The organism is Nostoc sp. LEGE 12447, assembly GCF_015206985.1.
Taxonomy (GTDB): Bacteria; Cyanobacteriota; Cyanobacteriia; order Cyanobacteriales; family Nostocaceae; genus Nostoc.
Genome location: NZ_JADEXT010000005.1, coordinates 241,332 through 262,043 on the forward strand (window position 1 = coordinate 241,332; position 20,712 = coordinate 262,043).

The 20,712-nt window shown below is 41.4% G+C and carries 12 protein-coding genes; 5 read left to right on the forward strand and 7 right to left on the reverse strand.

Annotated elements, in window-relative coordinates; genetic code table 11:
- Nucleotides 1–31: 31 nt before the first annotated feature.
- Nucleotides 32–745, forward strand: coding sequence for a rubrerythrin family protein (locus IQ274_RS37700; RefSeq protein ID WP_163929031.1), 714 nt, complete (start codon nt 32–34; stop codon nt 743–745).
- A gap of 247 nt (nt 746–992) precedes the next feature.
- Here IQ274_RS37700 and IQ274_RS09295 read toward each other — a convergent pair whose 3' ends face one another.
- Nucleotides 993–3,011: a protein phosphatase 2C domain-containing protein gene (locus tag IQ274_RS09295; protein ID WP_194142065.1), complete on the reverse strand. Its 2,019-nt coding sequence runs from the start codon at nt 3,009–3,011 to the stop codon at nt 993–995.
- Between the two features lie 232 nt (nt 3,012–3,243).
- Here IQ274_RS09295 and IQ274_RS09300 point away from each other — a divergent pair, with 232 nt between their 5' ends.
- Both IQ274_RS09300 and IQ274_RS09305 read left to right on the forward strand, forming a co-directional pair.
- On the forward strand, nt 3,244–3,678 hold the full coding sequence (locus tag IQ274_RS09300; protein ID WP_163929029.1) for an NfeD family protein: 435 nt from the start codon (nt 3,244–3,246) through the stop codon (nt 3,676–3,678).
- Nucleotides 3,679–3,798: 120 nt separating this feature from the next.
- Entirely contained in the window at nt 3,799–4,806 is a 1,008-nt protein-coding gene (locus IQ274_RS09305; protein WP_163929028.1) for an SPFH domain-containing protein, read from the forward strand.
- 256 nt (nt 4,807–5,062) lie between these two features.
- Here IQ274_RS09305 and IQ274_RS09310 read toward each other — a convergent pair whose 3' ends face one another.
- Nucleotides 5,063–5,467, reverse strand: a complete 405-nt coding sequence (locus IQ274_RS09310; RefSeq protein ID WP_163929027.1) for a Fur family transcriptional regulator — start codon at nt 5,465–5,467, stop codon at nt 5,063–5,065.
- 143 nt (nt 5,468–5,610) lie between these two features.
- On the opposite strand from IQ274_RS09310, the gene purS reads away from it, so the two are divergent.
- On the forward strand, nt 5,611–5,889 hold the full coding sequence (purS, locus tag IQ274_RS09315) for a phosphoribosylformylglycinamidine synthase subunit PurS (protein WP_012412776.1): 279 nt from the start codon (nt 5,611–5,613) through the stop codon (nt 5,887–5,889).
- A 202-nt stretch (nt 5,890–6,091) separates the two neighbouring features.
- The gene (gene purQ, locus IQ274_RS09320) at nt 6,092–6,766 is read left to right on the forward strand and encodes a phosphoribosylformylglycinamidine synthase subunit PurQ (protein WP_114080347.1); all 675 of its coding nucleotides are present in this window, start codon (nt 6,092–6,094) and stop codon (nt 6,764–6,766) included.
- 327 nt (nt 6,767–7,093) lie between these two features.
- Here purQ and IQ274_RS09325 read toward each other — a convergent pair whose 3' ends face one another.
- The 5 genes from IQ274_RS09325 to IQ274_RS09345 form a co-directional block, all read right to left on the reverse strand.
- On the reverse strand, nt 7,094–8,677 hold the full coding sequence (locus IQ274_RS09325; protein WP_194142066.1) for an HlyD family efflux transporter periplasmic adaptor subunit: 1,584 nt from the start codon (nt 8,675–8,677) through the stop codon (nt 7,094–7,096).
- A 92-nt stretch (nt 8,678–8,769) separates the two neighbouring features.
- Nucleotides 8,770–11,778, reverse strand: a complete 3,009-nt coding sequence (locus IQ274_RS09330) for a peptidase domain-containing ABC transporter (protein ID WP_194142067.1) — start codon at nt 11,776–11,778, stop codon at nt 8,770–8,772.
- 824 nt (nt 11,779–12,602) lie between these two features.
- Nucleotides 12,603–12,782: a DUF4114 domain-containing protein gene (locus IQ274_RS09335; RefSeq protein WP_194142068.1), complete on the reverse strand. Its 180-nt coding sequence runs from the start codon at nt 12,780–12,782 to the stop codon at nt 12,603–12,605.
- 340 nt (nt 12,783–13,122) lie between these two features.
- Nucleotides 13,123–17,424 carry a non-ribosomal peptide synthetase gene (locus IQ274_RS09340; RefSeq protein ID WP_194142069.1) on the reverse strand — a complete coding sequence of 1,434 codons (4,302 nt, stop codon included), beginning with the start codon at nt 17,422–17,424 and terminating at the stop codon, nt 13,123–13,125.
- Nucleotides 17,421–20,702, reverse strand: a complete 3,282-nt coding sequence (locus IQ274_RS09345; protein WP_194142070.1) for a non-ribosomal peptide synthetase — start codon at nt 20,700–20,702, stop codon at nt 17,421–17,423. Before IQ274_RS09345 ends, IQ274_RS09340 begins: the two co-directional genes overlap by 4 nt.
- Nucleotides 20,703–20,712: the final 10 nt, after the last annotated feature.

Here is a 20,712-nt window from a genome sequence, read left to right on the forward strand (position 1 = left end):
ACTAAATATCACTTCGCTGTCATCCAAAATTATGGATTTGTCCAACTTTACTACACTTCAAAACTTAGAAGCTGCCTTCGGTGGTGAATCGATGGCAAATCGCAAGTATTTGTTTTTTGCTGACGTAGCGCGTCAACTTGGGTTTCCAGACTTGGCAAAACTTTTTAAAGAAACAGCAGATCAAGAAACTGAACACGCTTTTGCACATTTTAAGTTGCTGCATCCAGAACTTGTGGTAGAAAATGCGGCTGCTTTAACTGATGAACAAAAACGAGAAATTATATCTCGCTGTTTATCTTTGGCAATTGAAGGCGAGACTTATGAATATACTACAATGTATCCAGAGTTTGCTGCCGATGCCCAACGCGATCGCGACAATCCTGCGGCTGAAGAATTTCTCAAACAAGTTAAAGAATCTACCGATCATGCCAACACATTTCGAGAAGCTGCACACCGTTTTGGCTTGCTAAAATTCATCGAAAATTACCACGCCGATCGCTATGCTGAAGCTCTAGAAGTATTAAATGGAGGACAAACAGCAACCAGAGTTGCAGCTGAAGATCCTAAAACTCGTAAATGGATTTGTAGACAATGCAGCATGATTTACGATCCCGTTGCTGGCGATCCCGATTCTGGGATTGCACCTGGTACACCTTTTGAAGAAATTCCTGATGATTGGAAATGTCCAATTTGCGGCGCTAGCAAAAAAACTTTTAAGCCATTTGAGGAAAAAGTTGCAGCTTAGGACGACAATTAATTAGGCACTCTTTTTAGCATATAAACGCGAAGCGTCTTAAGCATACTTCGCGTTTTCGATTATTTATCGCAACAGAATTCAGGAGTCAGGATTCAGAATGGGTTAAATTACTCGCTACCGGTAACAGAATGGATTGTGACCGAAAAAGATTATATTGCAACGCTTACGAGCATCTTAATTCTGACTCATTAATTCTGACTTCTGAAGTCTTCTTCAATATTCTCAAATTAGCAAGCTAATTACCAGGTGGACACAATTGCTGCACTTTTTGAGGAAGTTGCCGACACATTTGCTGGAATCCTTGAGGATTAATTTGCCACCAAGCAAATAATCCTAAACTTGTACCCCCTACAAGCAACGCAAAAATTCCCCCCAGCATTACCAAGCGTTTACCCCGATTAGGTTTTGTAATTAAGGTTGGTGGAATTTCTGGGCTTGTAACTGATTCCTCTGAAGTATCTAAATCTAGATCCAAATCTAGATCCAAATCTAGCAAAGTTTGCGAACTTTCTGTGAAGGAAATTAATTCCTGTTGTTCCTCTAATTCCTGTTGTTCCTCTAATTCCTCTAATTCCTCTTGTTCTTCTTTTATCTCTGCTTCTATAATCTCTTCTGGCAACGCCGGAGTCACAGGTACTAAATATTCGGGAGAAACACGGCAATAAGTGAGAACAACTGACGTATTATCACGCCCATTTTTTTCGTTTGCCAAGTTAATCCAGTTGCGGACAGCATCTTCAACTGTCATCTGGCCTTTTAACACGGGTATTGCGTAATCTTGCCAATATTGTTCCACCCTGTTATTATCACTTAAACCATCAGAACACAGTAGTAATATGCCATCTTCTTCCACAATAAATCGCTGAATCTTGAGACGTAAAGATTCTGCATTTCTTGTCCCCAACGCTTGAGTTAAGGCAGTAGCATCTGTTCTTATTAATGCTTTTCGATACAAACTTTTGGCAAAGCGGACTTCTCGCGTCGCCACATCATCATCTACTGTGAGTAGCTGACAATAGTTGCGAGTAATCCAATAGGCACGGCTATCGCCAACATTAGCCAAGTAAAGTTCATGGGTATTATTTGATTGCCACCCAGTACTTGTCTGTACTCGTTGTGGAACTTGCAACGCCATGACAATGGTTGTAGCCATACGTTCTTTACCTTGACGTTTTTGTTCGTTATTGCGGGCACAAATCACATTATTTACCACCCGTAAGCTTGCTTCTAATTGTTCTTGCAATAACTCTGGTGATACAAGTGCAGCTTGTTCTGTAACCTCCGCTAGTAAGGCGCGAATTTGCAACTTTACAGACTGCACTGCCAATTTACTGGCAACCTCGCCGCCTTCGTGCCCACCAATGCCATCGCAAACAATTGACAAGTGGGACAATAAAGGCTCATCTAAGTCATTCAAAGTATTCGGGTAGCAAGCATCTTCATTTTGCGCCATAATCGGCCCAATATCTGTAGAGCCTGCCACTTTAAAAACTAGTGGTAATTCTGCCGCAGATGCTAGTAATAAACCATTGAGTTGAGTAGCAACATCATCCAACTCAATTTCCGTTTCACACATCTCCTGGACTATGTTCTGCAACCCTTTAGCTACTGATGTCTTTGCAGAAGCTACCCAAAACTGCCAACACTCCCCCAGATTTTTTAAACTCAGCTTCTCATCTTCTGATGTTTGGTAGAGTTCCAACAGTCGCACACACCAACCTTGGACTCTCAAGTTGTCTACTACCAGTAAACTGCGGCTAAGTCCTAATTCTGATAAAGGTGTCCAAAGTTGGAGAATTTGCCACAGCCAATAAACTTGTCGTACCGCCGTTGCTTGCTCCCAAGCCTCAACAATAGTTGGATAGATATTTCCTGTGTCATCTATCGGCACATTTTCTAATAACAAGATATCAGTTGTATCTTCCTCACCATCACTAGCAAACCCATAAGCTTGGGGCAGATGTAACCGTTCTTGATATAACCGTAGATAAGGAATTACTTCCTTCGGTAATTCTTCAGGGACATCTGGTGGTAGTCCTGGTTGAGTATCCAGCCAAATCTGGCGAGTAATTACTCCATATCTGTCTGCTACTTTTGTGCCTGGTGTAATTTGAGCAGACAATGAGCCAGTAGCCCAAAGATAACGGTGAACCAAGGGAGTTTGGCAACTTGCACAAACACGATCTCCAATAGGATTAATGGGGCTATTACAGCCTGGATTTATACAATAAATTGTCAGTTGAGTAGAAATCATAAAAGTATAAATTTAAAAACCAATCAACTCATGAATTTCGATTACATTTAGCTGGCAATGGCTTGAAGGCTAGAATAGACTGGATTTGTGTACCGCTAGCTACATCTGGTTACTGAAAGTAATCAAAATTATTGGTAAAAAGACCAAGTTTTGCTTTCTGTAAATAACTTACGTCTGGCTGTATCTAATCGTAGAAATGGATTTACGTCAATGTAGAGTCTAGGATGGCACTATGCCAAGTTTGACCTTAATCTGGCTTCTGGCGGGAGCAGTTTTGTGTCTCATGGAACTGTTCTTACCATCGGCGTTTGTCGCCTTCATGATGGGAATTAGCGCTTTTGTGGTGGCGCTGCTGTCTGGAGTGGGTTTGGGAAATGTATGGTTGCAAGTTGTAGTTTGGCTATTACTTTCCACATTTCTAATCATGCTTTCTCGTCGGTTTTTGCAACCACGACGACGCAAATCGAAAATTCAGGATGCAGTCATAGCCGAAACTTTAACCGAAATTCTGCCTGGTAAAACAGGGCGGGTGTTGTATGAGGGAAATTCCTGGCAAGCACGATGTGACGATGACAAATTTACTGTAGCACCCCATCAAAGAGTTTATGTGGTTAGGAGAGAGGGTACTACTTTGATTGTGATACCAGAAAATTTGTTGAATTCTTAATTATTGGGAATGGGGAATTGGGAATTGGGAATGGGGCATTGGTTATTTTCTTTATTTCCCCATCTCGTCCATTTCCTACTCTCTTTGACATTTAATACTTAAAAAATCAGGAGATTCACAATGGAACAGTTTTTTTTGCTCGTACTTTTAGCCCTTGGTGGTTCTGCCGTCGCGGGATCTGTGAAAGTCGTCAATCAGGGCAATGAAGCTTTGGTGGAAAGATTGGGTAGTTATAACAAAAAACTGGAACCAGGACTAAACGTGATCTTTCCTTTCATAGATAAAATTGTCTACAAAGAAACTATCCGCGAAAAAGTCTTAGATATTCCTCCACAACAGTGTATCACCCGCGACAATGTTGGCATTGAGGTAGATGCAGTGTTTTACTGGCGCATCGTGGATATGGAAAAAGCCTGGTACAAGGTAGAAAATCTCCAGGCTGCAATGATAAATATGGTGCTAACTCAAATTCGCGCTGAAATGGGGCAACTGGAGTTGGATCAAACTTTTACTGCTCGTTCTCACATTAGTGAACTTTTGCTACGGGATTTGGACGTTGCTACCGATCCTTGGGGAGTGAAAGTTACACGGGTAGAACTGCGAGATATTATTCCATCTCAGGCAGTGCGAGAATCGATGGAATTGCAAATGTCGGCAGAACGACGCAAACGCGCAGCAATTTTAACTTCTGAGGGTGAACGCGAAGCTGCTGTCAATAGCGCCAGAGGTAAAGCTGACGCGCAACTCCTGGATGCGGAAGCTCGTCAAAAATCGACAATTCTGCAAGCGGAAGCTGAACAAAAGGCGATCATTTTGAAGGCTCAAGCGGAACGTCAGCAGCAAGTTTTGAAAGCGCAGGCGATCGCAGAATCAGCAGACATTATTGCCCAAAAACTCCAGACTAATCCCAATGCTAATAAAGCAGTGGAAGTTCTGTTTGCTTTGGGCTATCTCGATATGGGCGCGACAATTGGTAGAAGCGATAGCAGCAAGGTATTGTTTATAGATCCGCGTACTATTCCTGCTGCTTTTGAAGGTATGCGTTCCGTTATCTCAAATGGTCAGGTTGACTCTAACGAGTTGTTTTCTAAGCAAATACCAGGATTAGAAAATAACCGCCCTGGTTAGGAGTGAGGAGTGGCATTGGTGTCAACTTCAGTTTAAAACCCTTTTCAAACTTCGTTTCCAGTCTCAGACTGGGAACGAGACAATCACAATTATCTACTGACAACCTTTTTCAGCTATTCTGACTGATAATTCCCCCATAGAGGTTAACTTCGCTAAAATCGGCATTATCGAAGTCGTTCCTCAAAATAGCACCACTAAGGTCAATAATGAGGATGGAAGTAAAATACGCTTTATTCCTCTCATAGAATTGGTATGATTATTGACCAATCCCAGTAGCTTGATTTACTTGGCATTGGCTGCACAACCCAAAAAACTCTAGGGTGTGGTAAAAAACTTTAAACTTATGGCTAGATTCTAACTGCTCTTCTAAATCATGCACGGGGCATTGATGAATTGGAATTGAGACACCGCATTGCAAGCAGGTAAGGTGATGTTTGTCTTGCTGGGCTAGGCTATAGAGGGCTTCACCATTAGCCAAATTCCGTACTTGTACTATGCCTTCGAGTTTTAAGGCTTCTAAAGAACGGTAAACTGTTGCTAAACCCATACTCTGATTTGTATTACGTAATTCTACGTAAATATCCTGGGCAGAAATGCCTTTTTTGATAGTTTTCAGCAGGTTGAAAATACGCTCTTGACTGCGGGTGCGTATAGCTCTCATAGACAATTATTTAAATATGCCACTGTAGTTGAAGCTGTTAGATGGGCTAATTGATCAATTAACTTTAACTGCTTCGTAATCTTATTTTCACTCAGTTGGAACAGAAAGTTATAGTATAGCGATCGCAGCATTCAGCAAAAGCCGTGCAAACCAAGTATCTAGCCAAAATTTTTGTGACACTTCGTCCTTCAGTCTTAGACCCTGCTGGTGTGGCTGTACAATCCGGTCTTCAGCAACTGGGATACGATAACGTTGACCAGGTGCGGATTGGCAAGTACATTGAACTCACCATCACCTCGACTGAGGAAAAGAAAGCTCGTCAAGACCTTGATCGCATTTGTGACCAAATGCTAGCAAATCCCGTAATTGAAAATTACCGCTTTGAGTTGATTGAAGTCGAAACCCAAACGGGAGTCTTTTAGGGCATTGGGAATAGGGCATTGGGCATTGGGCATGGGGCATTAAGCATTGGGAATAAAGAAGAGACAAGTCAGAGGGGGAAGACTTGTTCAATAATTCTCCATTCCCCATTCCCCATCCCCCATCCCCCATTCCCCATCCCCCATTCCCCATCCCCCATTCCCCATCCCCCATTCCCCATCCCCCATTCCCCATTCCCCAATCATGAAATTTGGTGTTGTTGTTTTTCCAGGTTCTAATTGCGATCGCGATGTTGCTTATGTAACCAGAGATTTGCTTTTACAACCAACTCGTATGGTTTGGCATCAAGAAACAGACATTGCTGATTTGGATGTCGTCATCATCCCTGGTGGCTTTAGTTACGGGGATTATCTGCGCTGCGGTGCGATCGCACGTTTTTCACCCGTGATGCAGCAGGTTGTCGAACATTCTCAAAAGGGTAAGTTTGTCATTGGTATTTGTAACGGTTTTCAGGTATTAACTGAAGCTCGACTTTTGCCAGGGATGTTAACCAGAAATCGGGATTTGCATTTTATTTGCGATCGCGTCCCCTTAAAAGTTGAGCGTACCAATCTCTTATGGACGCAAGCCTATACCAATAGTGAAGTTATCACTTTGCCTATTGCCCACGGAGAGGGACGATTCTACGCGGATGAAGCTACTCTGGCAGAAATTGAAGATAACGGGCAAGTCGTGTTTCGTTATGAAGGGGAGAATCCCAACGGTTCACTGAACAACATTGCCGGGATTTGCAATCGTCAGGGCAATGTGTTGGGAATGATGCCGCACCCAGAAAGGGCATCTGACGCAATGCTGGGTAATAGTGATGGCTTAAGGCTCTTTCAGGGCTTGTTAGAGAAGGTAGCCGCATTAGCGTAGCCTAGAGCAAATATGGGGCGAGATCGCTTTCTGAAAGATAGATGAAGATTCTTCTAAAGATAGCGATCGCTCCATCACATCAAGTTTTAGAATTTGCATCACGAAACAGTCCATCGTAGATATCACTTCTACAAATTAACGCAAGAGTCAGTATTCCCCTGCCCGCTTTTTCAACACAATTACTAATTCGTAATTCGTAATTAAAATGGTTTGAGTAAATAGCCAAATTTTTTTAAAATTATTTAAAATTAGCGGTCTACAATTAGTTGCAGATTTAGACTCCAACTAATTCAATTACGAATTACGAATTATCAATTACGAATTATTTTAACGTACCTCTTTAAGACTATCAATTTGCTTGGTAAACAACTCAGTAAATAAACTAAGCACAGTCCGTTCTTCGCGTACTTTTATATTGGCACTGATTGACATACCTGATTGCAATGTGACGTTTTTACCCTTAATTACTAAAGATTGTTTATCCAATGAAATTTTTGCCGGAAATCTATAAAATTGATGTGTTTGGTCTGGCGGTAATGCGTCTGATCCTATCCCCATCACTTCCCCTTTGATATCGCCAAATTCGCTGTAAGGAAAAGAATCAATTCTCACATCTACTTTCATGCCTTTTCGCACAAAACCGATATCTTTGTTAGTGATGAAAACTTCAGCTATATAGTTTTCCTTTGGGACAATTTGCAGCATTTTTGTCGTCGGGTTCGCTACAAATCCAGGATTTTTCGCTTGTAAATCGAAAACTGTTCCAGCTACAGGCGCACGAAGTTCTTGATACTTAACGTTTAACTGTGTTTGAGAGATTTTACTATTGACATCTGCCAAACGCTGTTCATTATCTAGGATAACTTTCATGAATTGACTATCTATTGCGGCAATACGTTGTTTGTTATCAGCTATCTTATCCAAAACGTTTTTATCAGAAACAGCCACCGTATTGCTTAATTCTTGTTGGCTCTTCTCTATATCAAACTGGAGGCGTTTTTCTTCCTCACCTAGTTGTGCTACTTCCGCCGTGCGGTTTTGTACTTCTTGTTGCTGGTTGAGATACTGAAGTTGAGAAATACCACCTTCTTCTGATAATATTTTCAATTTATCTAAAATACCCTGTTGAATGGCTAAACTCGCTTTACTATCTTCCAGCTTAAATTTATTTTGAGCTAGTTGTTTTTTGATTTTTTCTACTTCCAACTGCGCCGCAGCAGAACGAGAATCTAATTCTTTTTTGGCAACTCGGAGACGTTGTTGCTCATCAATTCCTAAAGTAGAATCTCGACCAGAATTTCTTAATTGAGTCCGTAATAAGTCATTTTCTTCTACTAACGCTACCCGACTTTTCAGTAGAAAAGCAGTTTCTTGTGGCAAATTACCGCGCAAATATAAAAGTTCAGATCCCCCGGCAGTAGTTGCCCCCATTAATCGCCGATAAATTTGATTTTCTTTAATTAATGCAACACGAATTTTATTCAAAGAATTTAATTCGGCAACACTGGCTATGGAATCAAAAGTCAGCAACAAATCTCCTGGCTTTACCTCTTGTCCATCTTTAACATTAACTGTTTTCACAACTCCACTAACAGGAGCCTGAACTTCTTTTATTGTTCCTTGCGGCTTTAATTGACCTGTTGCTGGCACTACTTGCTCAATTTTCGCAAAATAAGCCCAAGCAATTCCAAAGCAGGCTAACCCCATGAGAGTAACCATAATTGCCCGCGACCAAACTGGAGATTGACGCAAGACAATTGCTTGCTCAAATTCCTCATTACTTGAGTTAATTAAAGACTCTTGAGCAGCTTTCTGTTGTTTTGTAAGTACCGGTGAATCTTGTTTGACTCCATTTTTGTGATTCCCGTTTTTCTGATTGCCGTTGTGGTGATTCCCATTAAGTTGAGTCATAACGATTTTGGGTTTTGGATTTTAGATTTTGGATTTGTTCTTGGGTGAACACTGTTCAAATTATGTAATGCTATGCCGCCAATAATAACTAACTATAAATTCACATCTTGTTGCTGATACAGATAATAATAATGACCTTTAGTAGCCATTAATTCTTGATGGCTACCTTGTTCTATAACCCTACTATTATCCATTACAACAATCATGTCTGCATTACTGACGGTGTTTAGTCGGTGGGTAATAAAAAATACTGTATCACCCTTAAATGCTTTGGCTAAATTGAGACATATTTGCCGTTCTGTGGGATAGTCTAGGGCGCTAGTTGCTTCATCTAAAACTAATAATTTTGGTCGTTGTAACACAGAACGAGCGATCGCAATTCTTTGTCGTTGTCCACCTGAAAGTGCAGAACCCCGTTCTCCCACGCGCGTGTTGTAACCGTTGGGCAAGTTCATAATAAACTCATGAGCGCACGCAACCTGAGCCGCTTCGATTATTTCTTCGGTTGTCGCATCGGGATTCGTCAGAGCAATATTTTCTTGAACGCTACCGTCAAACAACAATGTTTCTTGGGGAACTACGCCAATTTGTCGTCGCAGTGAATAAAGTTCGACTTTGGCAATATCATAACCATCAATCAAAATTCTGCCGGACTCAGTTTCGTAAAGTCTCAGCAGCAATTTCATCATCGTACTTTTACCCGATCCACTTTGTCCGACGATGCCAATAAATTTTCCTGGCGCAAATTCGAGGTTGACGTTGGAAAGTTGCAGAGGGCCACTCGTCCCAAATCGAAAGGAAACATTTTCATATTTTACTGCTCCCTTAATCGTCGGTAAGGGTATGTTGTAGCGGTCTGTTTCTCCTTCTTGTGGCGTATCGACAATATCGCTTAAACGTTCTAGAGACAAGGCTGTTTCTTGGAAGCTTTGCCAGAGTTGAGCTAAACGTAATATTGGGCTGGTGACGTAACCCGATATAATTCTAAAGGCAATTAATTCGCCTAAAGTTAATTCTTGTTGCAGGACTAAATAAGCTCCTACCCACAAAACTAGTAAACTGCTGAGTTTGTTGAGAAAGTTACTGGTGGAGTTCGCGAGGGTGGAAGTTACAACTGTTTTAAAACCAGCAGCGACAAACCGAGCGTAACGCTCTTGCCAAGAAAAGCGCGATCGCAATTCAATATTTTGCGCTTTTACGGTTTGAATTCCTGACATCACCTCCACTAAATAAGATTGAGTTTCGGCATTGCGTTCGGCTTTAGCACGTAACTGTCTGCTAATGGTGGGAGATGCAATTAAGGTAATCACGATAAACACGGGAATTGTGCTTAAGCCTACCAAGGTGAGTTGCCAACTGTAAATCAGCATTACACCGATATACACCACCGAGAACAGAGCATCTAATCCCACTGTTAAGGCAGTACCAGTCAAAAATTGGCGAATATTTTCTAATTCGTTGATGCGAGTGGAAAGTTCACCCACCGGTCGGCGTTCAAAATAACGCAGTGGTAAACGTAATAAGTGGTCGATAATTTGCGACCCTAAACCCATATCGATCCGGTTAGTGGTATCGACAAATAAGTAAGTTCGTAAGGTAGTCAGTACTGCTTCAAATAATCCGACTACTAATAGTAAAATCCCCAAAATATGTAGTGTGCCAATACTATTTTGAGTGATAACTTTGTCGATAATTAACTGAACTACCAGAGGATTTGCTAATGCTGCCAACTGCACGAAAAAGGAGGCGATAAAAACCTCAATCAACACTCGACGGTGCTTTGACAAATATGGCAGAAACCACCGTAAACTAAAACGTTCTTGGGGTGTTTGGTTGGTAGCACTGAGCAGTAATACTCTAGCTTGGGGCGGAAAGTTGGTTGGATCAACATCTAATTGTTCAACCAATTGAGCAGGTTTACAGCGCACAATTCCTTTGGATGGGACACCAACAACCACCGTATTTGCATCTGCCGCATATAAAACTGCAAAATTATCACCATAGCGAATCAATGCCGGTGTAGGAATACGCGTTACTGAGGAGACTGGTATTTCTATTAACTGCGCCTTAAGTCCGATTAATTCTGCCAGGTAAGCAGTAACTTGAAACGATATAAGACCCTGACGTTTGACTTGCTCAGTTAAGATGCGGCGAACCACTTCTCGACGAAACGGTATTTCTAGGTGCTTCGCGATCATTTGGAAGCAGGCGAAGGCTGTGTTTAATTCTCCCTTACCACTAAAAAACGGGTATTTTTGTTTTGACGAACTCTTTGAGGTATCGGGAACTGTCTGGGGAACGATTTCGTCTGATGCGTAAGGGATATCTAATTCATCATCATTTTGGCTATCTACTGGGGTGTTATTTACCGCCAGTACTATCTCATGACTATCTTCTAAGATCAAATCTGACGGATGGATACCAAGCAACCTTGAAGGGTTTTGACCTATGACCTGGATCTTGTCTCGGTCGTCGTCTGCTTCTAGGCGATCGCCAGGTGATAAATTCGTGACTGTACCACCGCCACTTACAAACCAGGCCCTTGCGCTATCCAGTTGGTTAAATGCAGTTTTTCCTGGAGGTAAGTAATGGATTTTTGCCTGCGGTAAGGCTTTTTCTGTCAGTTCTCTGAGATTTAAAGTTGCGATCGCTTGCTTTTGCCAATAGGAGGCGAGAATATCAAAAACTTCTATCAAATAAGTGCGATTCTTGCGGGCTTCGGCAAAAGCTGGGTATGAAGCGAGAAAACTAAAATATGCCGATGCACTCAAGGTTAAACATACTACTTCGGTAGAGGCGATCGCAGTCTCGCAGGCAACATCGCGCAACAAACTAATTTCACCAATAATTTCTCCAGGTTGCAGCAATTTTAGGGTAATTGGCATTTGCGTCTGGGGATCGTATCCCAAGAGGCGTACTTGTCCCTCATAAATAATGGTGATGCGTTCCGGGAGACTTTCTTTACCAATGATTTTTTGACCTATGCGATAGCGCCAGGCTTGCAGTTGTTCTGATAGATTAGCGATCGCTCCATCGGGTAACTGTTCAAACCCTTCTATGCTAGTAAGAAATTCGGGAAAAGTGTTCTTAATATAAGTCATATAAAACAACTAAAAAGTGAGGAATTAAGTTGAAAATATTAGGGAGTATCTCTTTTACTAACAGTGGTAGTGTTTAGTTTTATGCTAGTAGTGGCACGACTTCTGTACAATTCAGGTGCCTAAATATGTAAGAGTACAGAGGATAGTTTCGTCTAATTTAAGACCTGTATTTAGATCACACGGTTACGATTGTTATGCGCTTTTCAAACCAAAGCATAATATAAATGGATCGAGGACAAGTTATCACTTGGTTAACGATATATAATTTATACAAAATTTAAATCAATATTTAAGTATCGCAAATATGTAAGATGGATACTCTACTCATCATCAAACCAAGACATATAAAGGTGGTTGTTAAATTTAGTGTCGCATATTTTAATTTATGATAATCAACATGAAAATATCACAGATGCCTTCCTAAGTAAATACTCTAGTTAAAAATCATGTAATAAAAAAAACTTTAAATTTCTGAATTATTTTTTACATATTCAAGAATATAGGGATTGACAAAATCACTAATGGCGAAGGATGGTGAACTTTCCTTGTTAGATAGTGCCATACCCGAATTTATGAAAGAATTATCTCTTACTTTTTTGGTAGCTTAATTTAATAAAAATTAACTGCAAAATCAATAGGTAAAGATTTATTATGACCCTAGAGGAATCAACTATTAAATTTATGAAGGAAAGACAATAATTGCCTTCAGTAAATTCACCAGTTTAATCCATATTGAGTCTCGTTAATAGCTGCGCATAAAAAAACTCATCTCGCAACTGGGATGAGGTTGTTTGATTCATCTAAGTAATTACTTGTGCTTAATATTAGACAGTACTGGCACTCAAATTTAGCTGTAAAATCATGTCGTTGTAATCTTTCTCATCACTATTTGGTAGATCCTCAAAACCAAAGGTGTTATTCCCCAACAGGTGGATATGATCTGTCTTATCGAGGTTAGCGCCCAAGAATGTAAAGTAAACCTGTTCATAGTTTTTTAATTGCAACTGTTGTGTTCAAAACCCTTATAGCTATTGACTGTAGCAAGATTGCCTATTGCCTTATCCCAACGACAATTATTTACGCCTACTTACTTAAGTTTTATTTAATACTCAGTAAATACACTAGCCAAGCTATAGTCTAGTACTTCTACAAAGGTTTTTTAGCGATCGCATTTACACATATATCAAGTCGCCAGTGTAATTTATTACTCGCAAATAAAACAACCCCATTCCGCAAGTGAGATGAGGTTGGAAAGCTATAACTACACAATTCAGAAAGAACTTTGAGCGGGTCAAAATAGCTTTTATATCTGGCTTAAAGACTTAAGTTTTGTACCTCACTGAGTTACTTCTTTCCTATGGTTTCTGCAATAATTTGATCTATGCAAGACTTCATTTTTTCGGACACAGATCGTACATGGGGTTCTTTAAAAATGGAATTATGAATCCCAGAAATATCATAAATATCCACTCCCCCTAATGCCAATTTACCCCAACCCATTTTGGAATCAGCCTCTCGTTGTCCAACTACAAGACCATCTTCTGTTCGGAATACAGTTGCTTTACCTGAGTAAACTTGTAGAACATATTTTCTTAGTGCTTGTATAGTGGCATGTTCCACCATAAATTTCCGGTTGGAGTAAGGTAAGGGGCGACCGAGAATCAAGTGACAGTGAAAGACAAACCGCCAGAGTATCTCTTTGATTTGATACTTAAACCGTTCTGTATTCCCTTTTACCTGCTCAATAAGATAGTTAGATGCAATTGCTAAAAGACTCTTCCAATCATGAGAGGCTGGCTTTTGCAATAATAGAGATTCAGTATTTTTTGAACCATAAGTATCAAATAGAACTAACAAAGCTACTTCCTTACCTTGTATGGTCAATTGTCGAGCCATCTCGTAAGCAATTATACCGCCAGAGGAGTATCCACCGATTAAATAAGGCTCATGTGGCTGAATAGTCTGGATTTGTTGAATGTAGTGCGCTGCCATGTCTTCAATTCGGGTATAAGGAAGCTGTTTTCCATCTAACCCTTGTGGTTGTAGTCCATAAAATGGTTGATCTGATCCTAAATGCACAGCCAATTCACGGAAACGTAGAACTTCTCCACCCAAACCATGTACACAGAAGAAAGGAGGCTTAGAACCGTTGGGCTGAATAGCTACTAAAGATGACCAAGGAATTGATGTTTCAGATTTGACATCAGCTGTTGGCACCGCCGCAATCCCAGGTTTTGAGCATATTTCTCGCTCAACAATATTAGCTAACTGCTCAATAGTTGGGGCTTGCAAAAGGATAGATAGAGCTAGATTTTTGCCTACTATCTTTTCAATCTGAGAAAATAGACGTACTGCCAGCAGTGAGTGTCCACCCAAATCAAAAAAGTTATCTGTTATTCCAATCGGATGAATTCCTAAAACGTTTTCCCAGATTTCTGTTAATTGAAGTTGTAATGGATTTTCTGCTGTAGCAAATATTTTTTCTCTTTCAATATTAGTTGGATTGAGAGCAAGTAAGGCTTGACGATCAACTTGATCATTAGCATTCAACGGCAGAGAATCAACTATGACAAAGGTAGGCAACAAATGCTCCGGTAGCTTTTGCTGGAGAAAACTCAGTAGTTGCTCACTCCCAATTGTCTCGTCTTGTTTGGGAACAAGATAAGCAACTAAATGTTTGTCCCCGGAAACATCTTCTCTGGCAATCACCGCAGCGTTCTGCACGCCTGGATATTGAGCTAAAATTGTCTCAATTTCTGTCAATTCAATCCGAAAACCGCGAATTTTAGCCTGATTATCTCGGCGGTCAATAAACTCAATATTGCCGTCACTTAAGTAGCGTCCAAAGTCGCCACTTCTGTAAAGGTATGACCCAGATTCACTGCTAAAGGGATTGGGGATAAATTTCTCAGATGTTAATTCGGGACGGTTAAAGTAGTCTTGTGCAACACCGATACCACTAATGTAGATTTCGCCAGTAACGCCAATTGGCAGGGGTTGCAATCGCTGATCGAGAATGTAGATTTGGGTATTAGCGATCGCTTTTCCTATAGGAATTTCTGATCGATTGTTACTGGCTTCAGTGGCAGTTACCGGATCGTAAACCGTGGCGGTTAAAGTCGTTTCTAGCGATCCATAGGCATTAAGCCAACGTACTTGCTTGCCAACTTTTTCTACCCAAATCAAATAAGCATTACGTGAGACTTTTTCTCCACCAACCATGACTAAGCGCAAGCTGACTGGCAAGGTTTGTGGAGATAGAGACGGCTCTTTAACTAACTGATGCCAAAAATACGTAGATAGATTAACAACGGTAATCTGTTGTTGAGCAATGAATGGGAAAAACTGCGCTGTCGATTGTAGCTCTTGAGACTGGAGAATTACAGTAGCACCAGCAATCCAAGTGGGGAATAATGATTCTATAAAAGAATTGCAAGTGATACTAGGTAAGAGTAGGAGGCGATCGCTCTGGGTCAACTCCCAAGTGTGACTGATTGCGAGGCTGTGGGTGACAAGATTACGGTGGGTAATGGCTATACCGTTGGGTTTTCCATTGCTGCCGGATACATACATCACACAGGCGAGAGTCTGATCTGTGGTATAATAATCTTGATTTTCTGTTGTGTGTAGTGCAATCGCTTCCCAATCATTATCCACACAGATAACTTTTACCTGATGCTCAGAGAACTTCTCAACCAATGAGCTTTGGGTTAACACTACGGATATTTGGGCATCTTTTAAAATGAAAGACAGACTATCTTGCCCAGATGTCGGAGCTATGGATACGTAAGTTCCCCCAGCTTTCAAAATACCCAACAGCCCCACAATCATCTCTAGCGAAGGCTCTACATAAAGACCGACAAGTACCCCCGATTTTACCCCTAGAGTTTGCAAATAGTCGGCTAATTGATTTGCACGCTGGTTGAGTTCCTGATAGGTTAGTTGCTGATTTTCAAAACTTACTGCAATATTATCTGGAGTTCGTTTAGCTTGAGCCTCAAACCACTGATGAATACAAGTCTTCTGTGGATAATCAGCCTGTTTGCCATACCAATCAACCAATAATTGATGCTGTTCAGGTGCTGTCAACAGAGGTAATTCAGATATCGGCTGATCGGGATTAGCAACAATACCTTCGAGTAAAGTTTTGAAGTGTCCCAACATTCGCTCTATGGTACTGGCATCAAACATCTCGGCATTGTAATCAAATACCATACCTAGACCATTATCCTGTTCCCGTAAGACTAATGTCAGATCGTATTTGGTTTTACCATGATAGATGTAACCAAATAGAGAAGTAATAGTCAAATCAGGTAGTTGCAATGCTCCCATACCACGACCGTTTGACCAAGGAGGATTGAGGGAAAACTTTACTTGAAATAAAGGCGAACTGTTCCGACTTTGTTGTTCTGGTCTAAGTTCTTCAATTAGTCTCTCAAATGGTAAGTCTTGATGGGTATAAGCCTCTAAGCAATCCTTACGCACGCGGTCTAACAATTGTCGAAAAGTTGGATTTCCTGCTAAGTTACCCCGCATTACAAGAGTATTAGAGAAAAATCCAATCAGCCGCTCGGTTTCTACTTGTCCCCGACTTGCACTTGCAAAGCTAATCAGTAGGTCTTCTTGCCCAGAATAACGGTAGAGCAATAGCTCAAACACTGTCAGGAGAGTCATGAAGAGGGTAACACCCCATTTTTGACTCAGGTCTGTCAGGGCATGGTTCAGCGTCTTTGATAGCAGCAGAGCAGCGCGATCGCCCCGATATGTCTGCACACCATGAGGACGCGGATGATCGTAAGGTAACTCAATGATCGGTAAATTGCCTTCTAGCTTTTGCTTCCAGTAGTTTACCTGTGACTCTAAAACCTCTCCTTGGAGCCACTGATATTGCCAATTGGTAAAATCGGCATACTGCACTGGTAAGGGAGTTAAGGGAGAAACCTTTCCCGCCGACAATGCTTTATAGATGGTAGTGAAGTCTTGATAAAATATATCGGAAGAAGCTCCATCACAAACTATGCAGTGCATATTCCAGATTAGCAGATGCTCGCGATCGCCCAACCGCAGTAGCAGCAACCGCAAAATCGGCCCATTGGCTAGATCAAAAGGTTGATGAGCTTCTTTAGTTGCCAGTAGGAGAGCTTCAGCCTCTCTTTTTTCATCTGGTACTTGCCGCAAGTCAATTATTGGCAGCGTCAAGGAAACATTGGTGGCAATAACTTGAGTGGGCTTACCATTTACGGCTGGAAAAGTTGTCCGCAGGACTTCATGGCGGCGGACAACTTCTCTCAAACTTTCCTCTAAGAAAGCAACATTGAGATTCCCCGTAAAACGCACCACAACGGGCATATTATTTGAGGAACTATTAGGTTCAAATTGATGCAGGAACCATATCCGTTGCTGACCAAAGGAAAGCGGCAAGTTGCCATTCCGTTCACAAGCGACAATTGGGGGAATCTGTGAACTGGCGGCTGTAGTAATTTGTCGCAGAAAGTTAATGATTTCGGCTTTTTGAGTTTTTAACTCGGTGAGCAATTCTGGTGTGAGACTATCTTTTGCTGCCCGATAGCGTAAGCGATCGCCCTCTAGCCAAAGTTTGACATCGCGCTGACGTAGTTCAGAGAGTAGTTCATCTAATGTTTTCATAGCTCACCTTCCTCGTAATCATCAGCTGTTTCACTATCAGCAGCCTGAACTCCTTGGGTGGCCCAACGCAGAGTTTCCACTCGTTCAGCCAATTCTGCCACCGTTGGTAATTCAAATAAATTGGACATGAGAATTTCTACTTGCAAGGCTTGGCGCAGTCGAGAAACCACTTGAATTCCTAGTAGAGAATATCCACCCAGTTCAAAAAAGTTGTCGTAAATCCCAACCTGCCTGACATTTAAAACCTGTGTCCAGATATCTGCAATCTGCTGCTCAATGGCAGTGCGAGGCGCTACATAATTTGCTTCCAGTTCTGGACGGAAAGAATCAGGCTTTGGTAGTGCCCGACGATCAACTTTGCCGTTAGCATTTAGCGGCAAGGCTTCCAGTGCCATAAAAATCTTGGGCACCATATACTCAGGAAGCTGCTGTTTTAAGAATCGACGTAACTCGGAGATTATTTGCGGGTTATCTTGACTAGTTTCTGCTACAAAATAACCAACCAGCACTTTCTCACCAGGAGCATCTTCTCGAACAATTACTACCGCTTCTTTTACTGCCGGATATTGCAAAAGTGCAATTTCAATTTCACCCAATTCTATGCGGAAACCGCTCACTTTTACCTGATTGTCAATCCGACCCAGGTATTCAATCTTTCCATCTGGCAAATAGCGAGCTAAGTCTCCACTTTTATATAAGCGTGATTGAGTATCTGAGCTAAAGGGATTGGCAATAAATCTTTCAGCTGTAAGATCCGGGCGATTGAAATATTCTCGTGCTAAACCATCGCCACCAATATACAACTCACCTGTGATTCCAATTGGGACGGGTTGTAAATGGGAGTCTAATATATAAACTTGGGTATTAGCAATGGGGCGACCAATAGGAATAGAAGCCCCTGGCTTTAGTGGTGCTGTAATGTCATAACAGCAGGTAAAAGTTGTACTTTCTGTCGGACCGTAACCATTAATTAGTTTACAGTTTTCTACTGTGTTGATAAATTTCTGGACATGGGTAACGGATAAAACATCACCACCTGCTAACAGTTGACGTAATGGTTTTAAAGCATCAATTTTTTCGTCGACTATGAGATGGAATAAACCCGCCGTTAGCCATAAGGTTGTCACCTGATATTGCTGAATAAATTGCCCTAATTCGTCTAAAGATGGCGTATGGGGAGGGAATATTATTAGTTTTCCACCATTAAGCAAACAACCCCAAATTTCAAAAGTTGAAGCATCAAAAGAGATAGGGCTAATTTGCAGAAATACTTCTTTGTTAGTAAGGCTTACATAGTTAGTTTCTTTGACTAATCTAACTACACCTTGATGGATAACACTAACACCTTTGGGCTGACCTGTAGAACCAGATGTGTACATTACATAAGCCAAGTTGTCAGCCTTGACATTACTAATTAAATTCTCTGGCGTTGCTTGGTTGATAGTATCCCAGTCAGTATCTAGACAAATTACACTTGCTGCGTGAGCAGGTAGTTTGTCAATTAACTGTTTTTGGGTCAACAGTAATTTGATCTGGGTGTCTGAAAGCATAAAAGCCAAACGTTCTTGCGGATACCCCGGATCTAGGGGGATGTAAGCTCCACCTGCTTTCAGAATCCCTAAAAGACCTACCACCATTTCTAAGGAGCGATCGACGCAGATTCCCACAAGAACATCTGCACCTACTCCTAATGTTTGCAGGTATTGCGCTAATTGGTTGGCGCGAATATTTAACTCTCGATAAGTAAGTTGTTGTTCTTGAAATACCAACGCCACAGCATCAGGGGTGCGTTCTACCTGCTCCTCAAATAAATGATGAATGCATTTATGTTGGGGATAATCTGTTTGTGTCTGGTTCCATGTTGCTAATAAGTGTTGCTCTACTGCCGGTAAAATTGGCAATTTAGCAATACTTTGATTGGGGTTAGCAACTATACCCAATAACAACGTTTCAAACTCTGCCATCCGGTGGCGAATAGTGTCAGCGTCAAATAAATTAGTGTTGTACTGACATTCCAGGGTCATCTGACCATGTAATTCTGTGGCGTTGATGAACAGTTCAAAATTCTCAAAAGCGCGGGGGTTAGAGAAAAATTCTACTTCCAATCCAGTGAAAGGGAGTTTATCACTATCTAAACCCTGATCGATATTAAATGTAATGGGAACTAAGGGAATGCGGCTAGAATCCCGTGCCAAAACTAATTTTTTGACCAGACTGCCAAAGGTAAATTGTTGATGATCGTAAGCATCTAAGACAGCCGATCGCCGCGATCGCAAATAGTCGCTGAAAGATTTTTCGCCATCAATCTGGCTACGCAATGGTAATAAATTTACACAGTGTCCTACGAGATTATATTGCCCCAAAGCGGCTTGTCCGGCGGCTGGAATCCCAACAACCAAGTCGTTTTGCCCTGTTAGACGGTGTAGCCAAACCTCAAATCCTCCCAGGATAGTAGTCATAAAGCTACAACCAAGTTTTGTGCCTAGTTGTTTGAGGTTGGCAACTAGTTCGGGACTTAAATGCCAATCTTCACGTGCGGCGTTAAAGGTTCTGAGTGGTGGACGGGGGCGATCGCTGGGGAAATCTACAACAGGTACAGTGTCAGCGAATTGTTCCAACCAATATTTTTCTGTGGCGATCGCTTCTGGACTATCCGCCTCTTCTTCCTGCAAAATCGCATATTCACTTAAATTGTCTGGTTCTTCCAATTCAGGAACAATACCCTGTTGCAAGCCAGAATAAAGTTTACCCAAATCTGGCATCAACACTGCCCAAGACCAACCATCACAAATAATATGATGTGCTGTCAAAGTAGCTAGATGCTCCTGCGCCTGCAATTTGACAATTTTTGCCCGAAATAGCGGACCATGTTCCAAATCAAAAGGTTGCTCTACCTCTTGCCGCAAGATACTAGCTAATTTTTCCTGTTGTTCTTGTGGTTCCAGGTTAGAAATATCAATAATAGGGATTTCAATTTGCCGAGAAGCAACAATGCAGAGTGTATTGCCATCGGTGCTAAAAGTTGTCCGTAGTGCTTCATGACGTTGTACTAACTTTTCCACCGCAGACTGGAAAACTTTGACATCAAGTTCGCCTTTTAGTCGCAGAGATTGGGACTCGTTATAAGCACAATTGGCAGCATCCCCCATTTGTACAGAAGCCCAGATTTCTTTTTGTGATTCTGTGGCAGGGGCGGTTAGAAGTAATTCTCCATCTGCAAATGGATCAAAATCAACCGCAGTTAAACTGGATTGGTAATCTACAGGTAATAAGCTCATAAAATTCTAT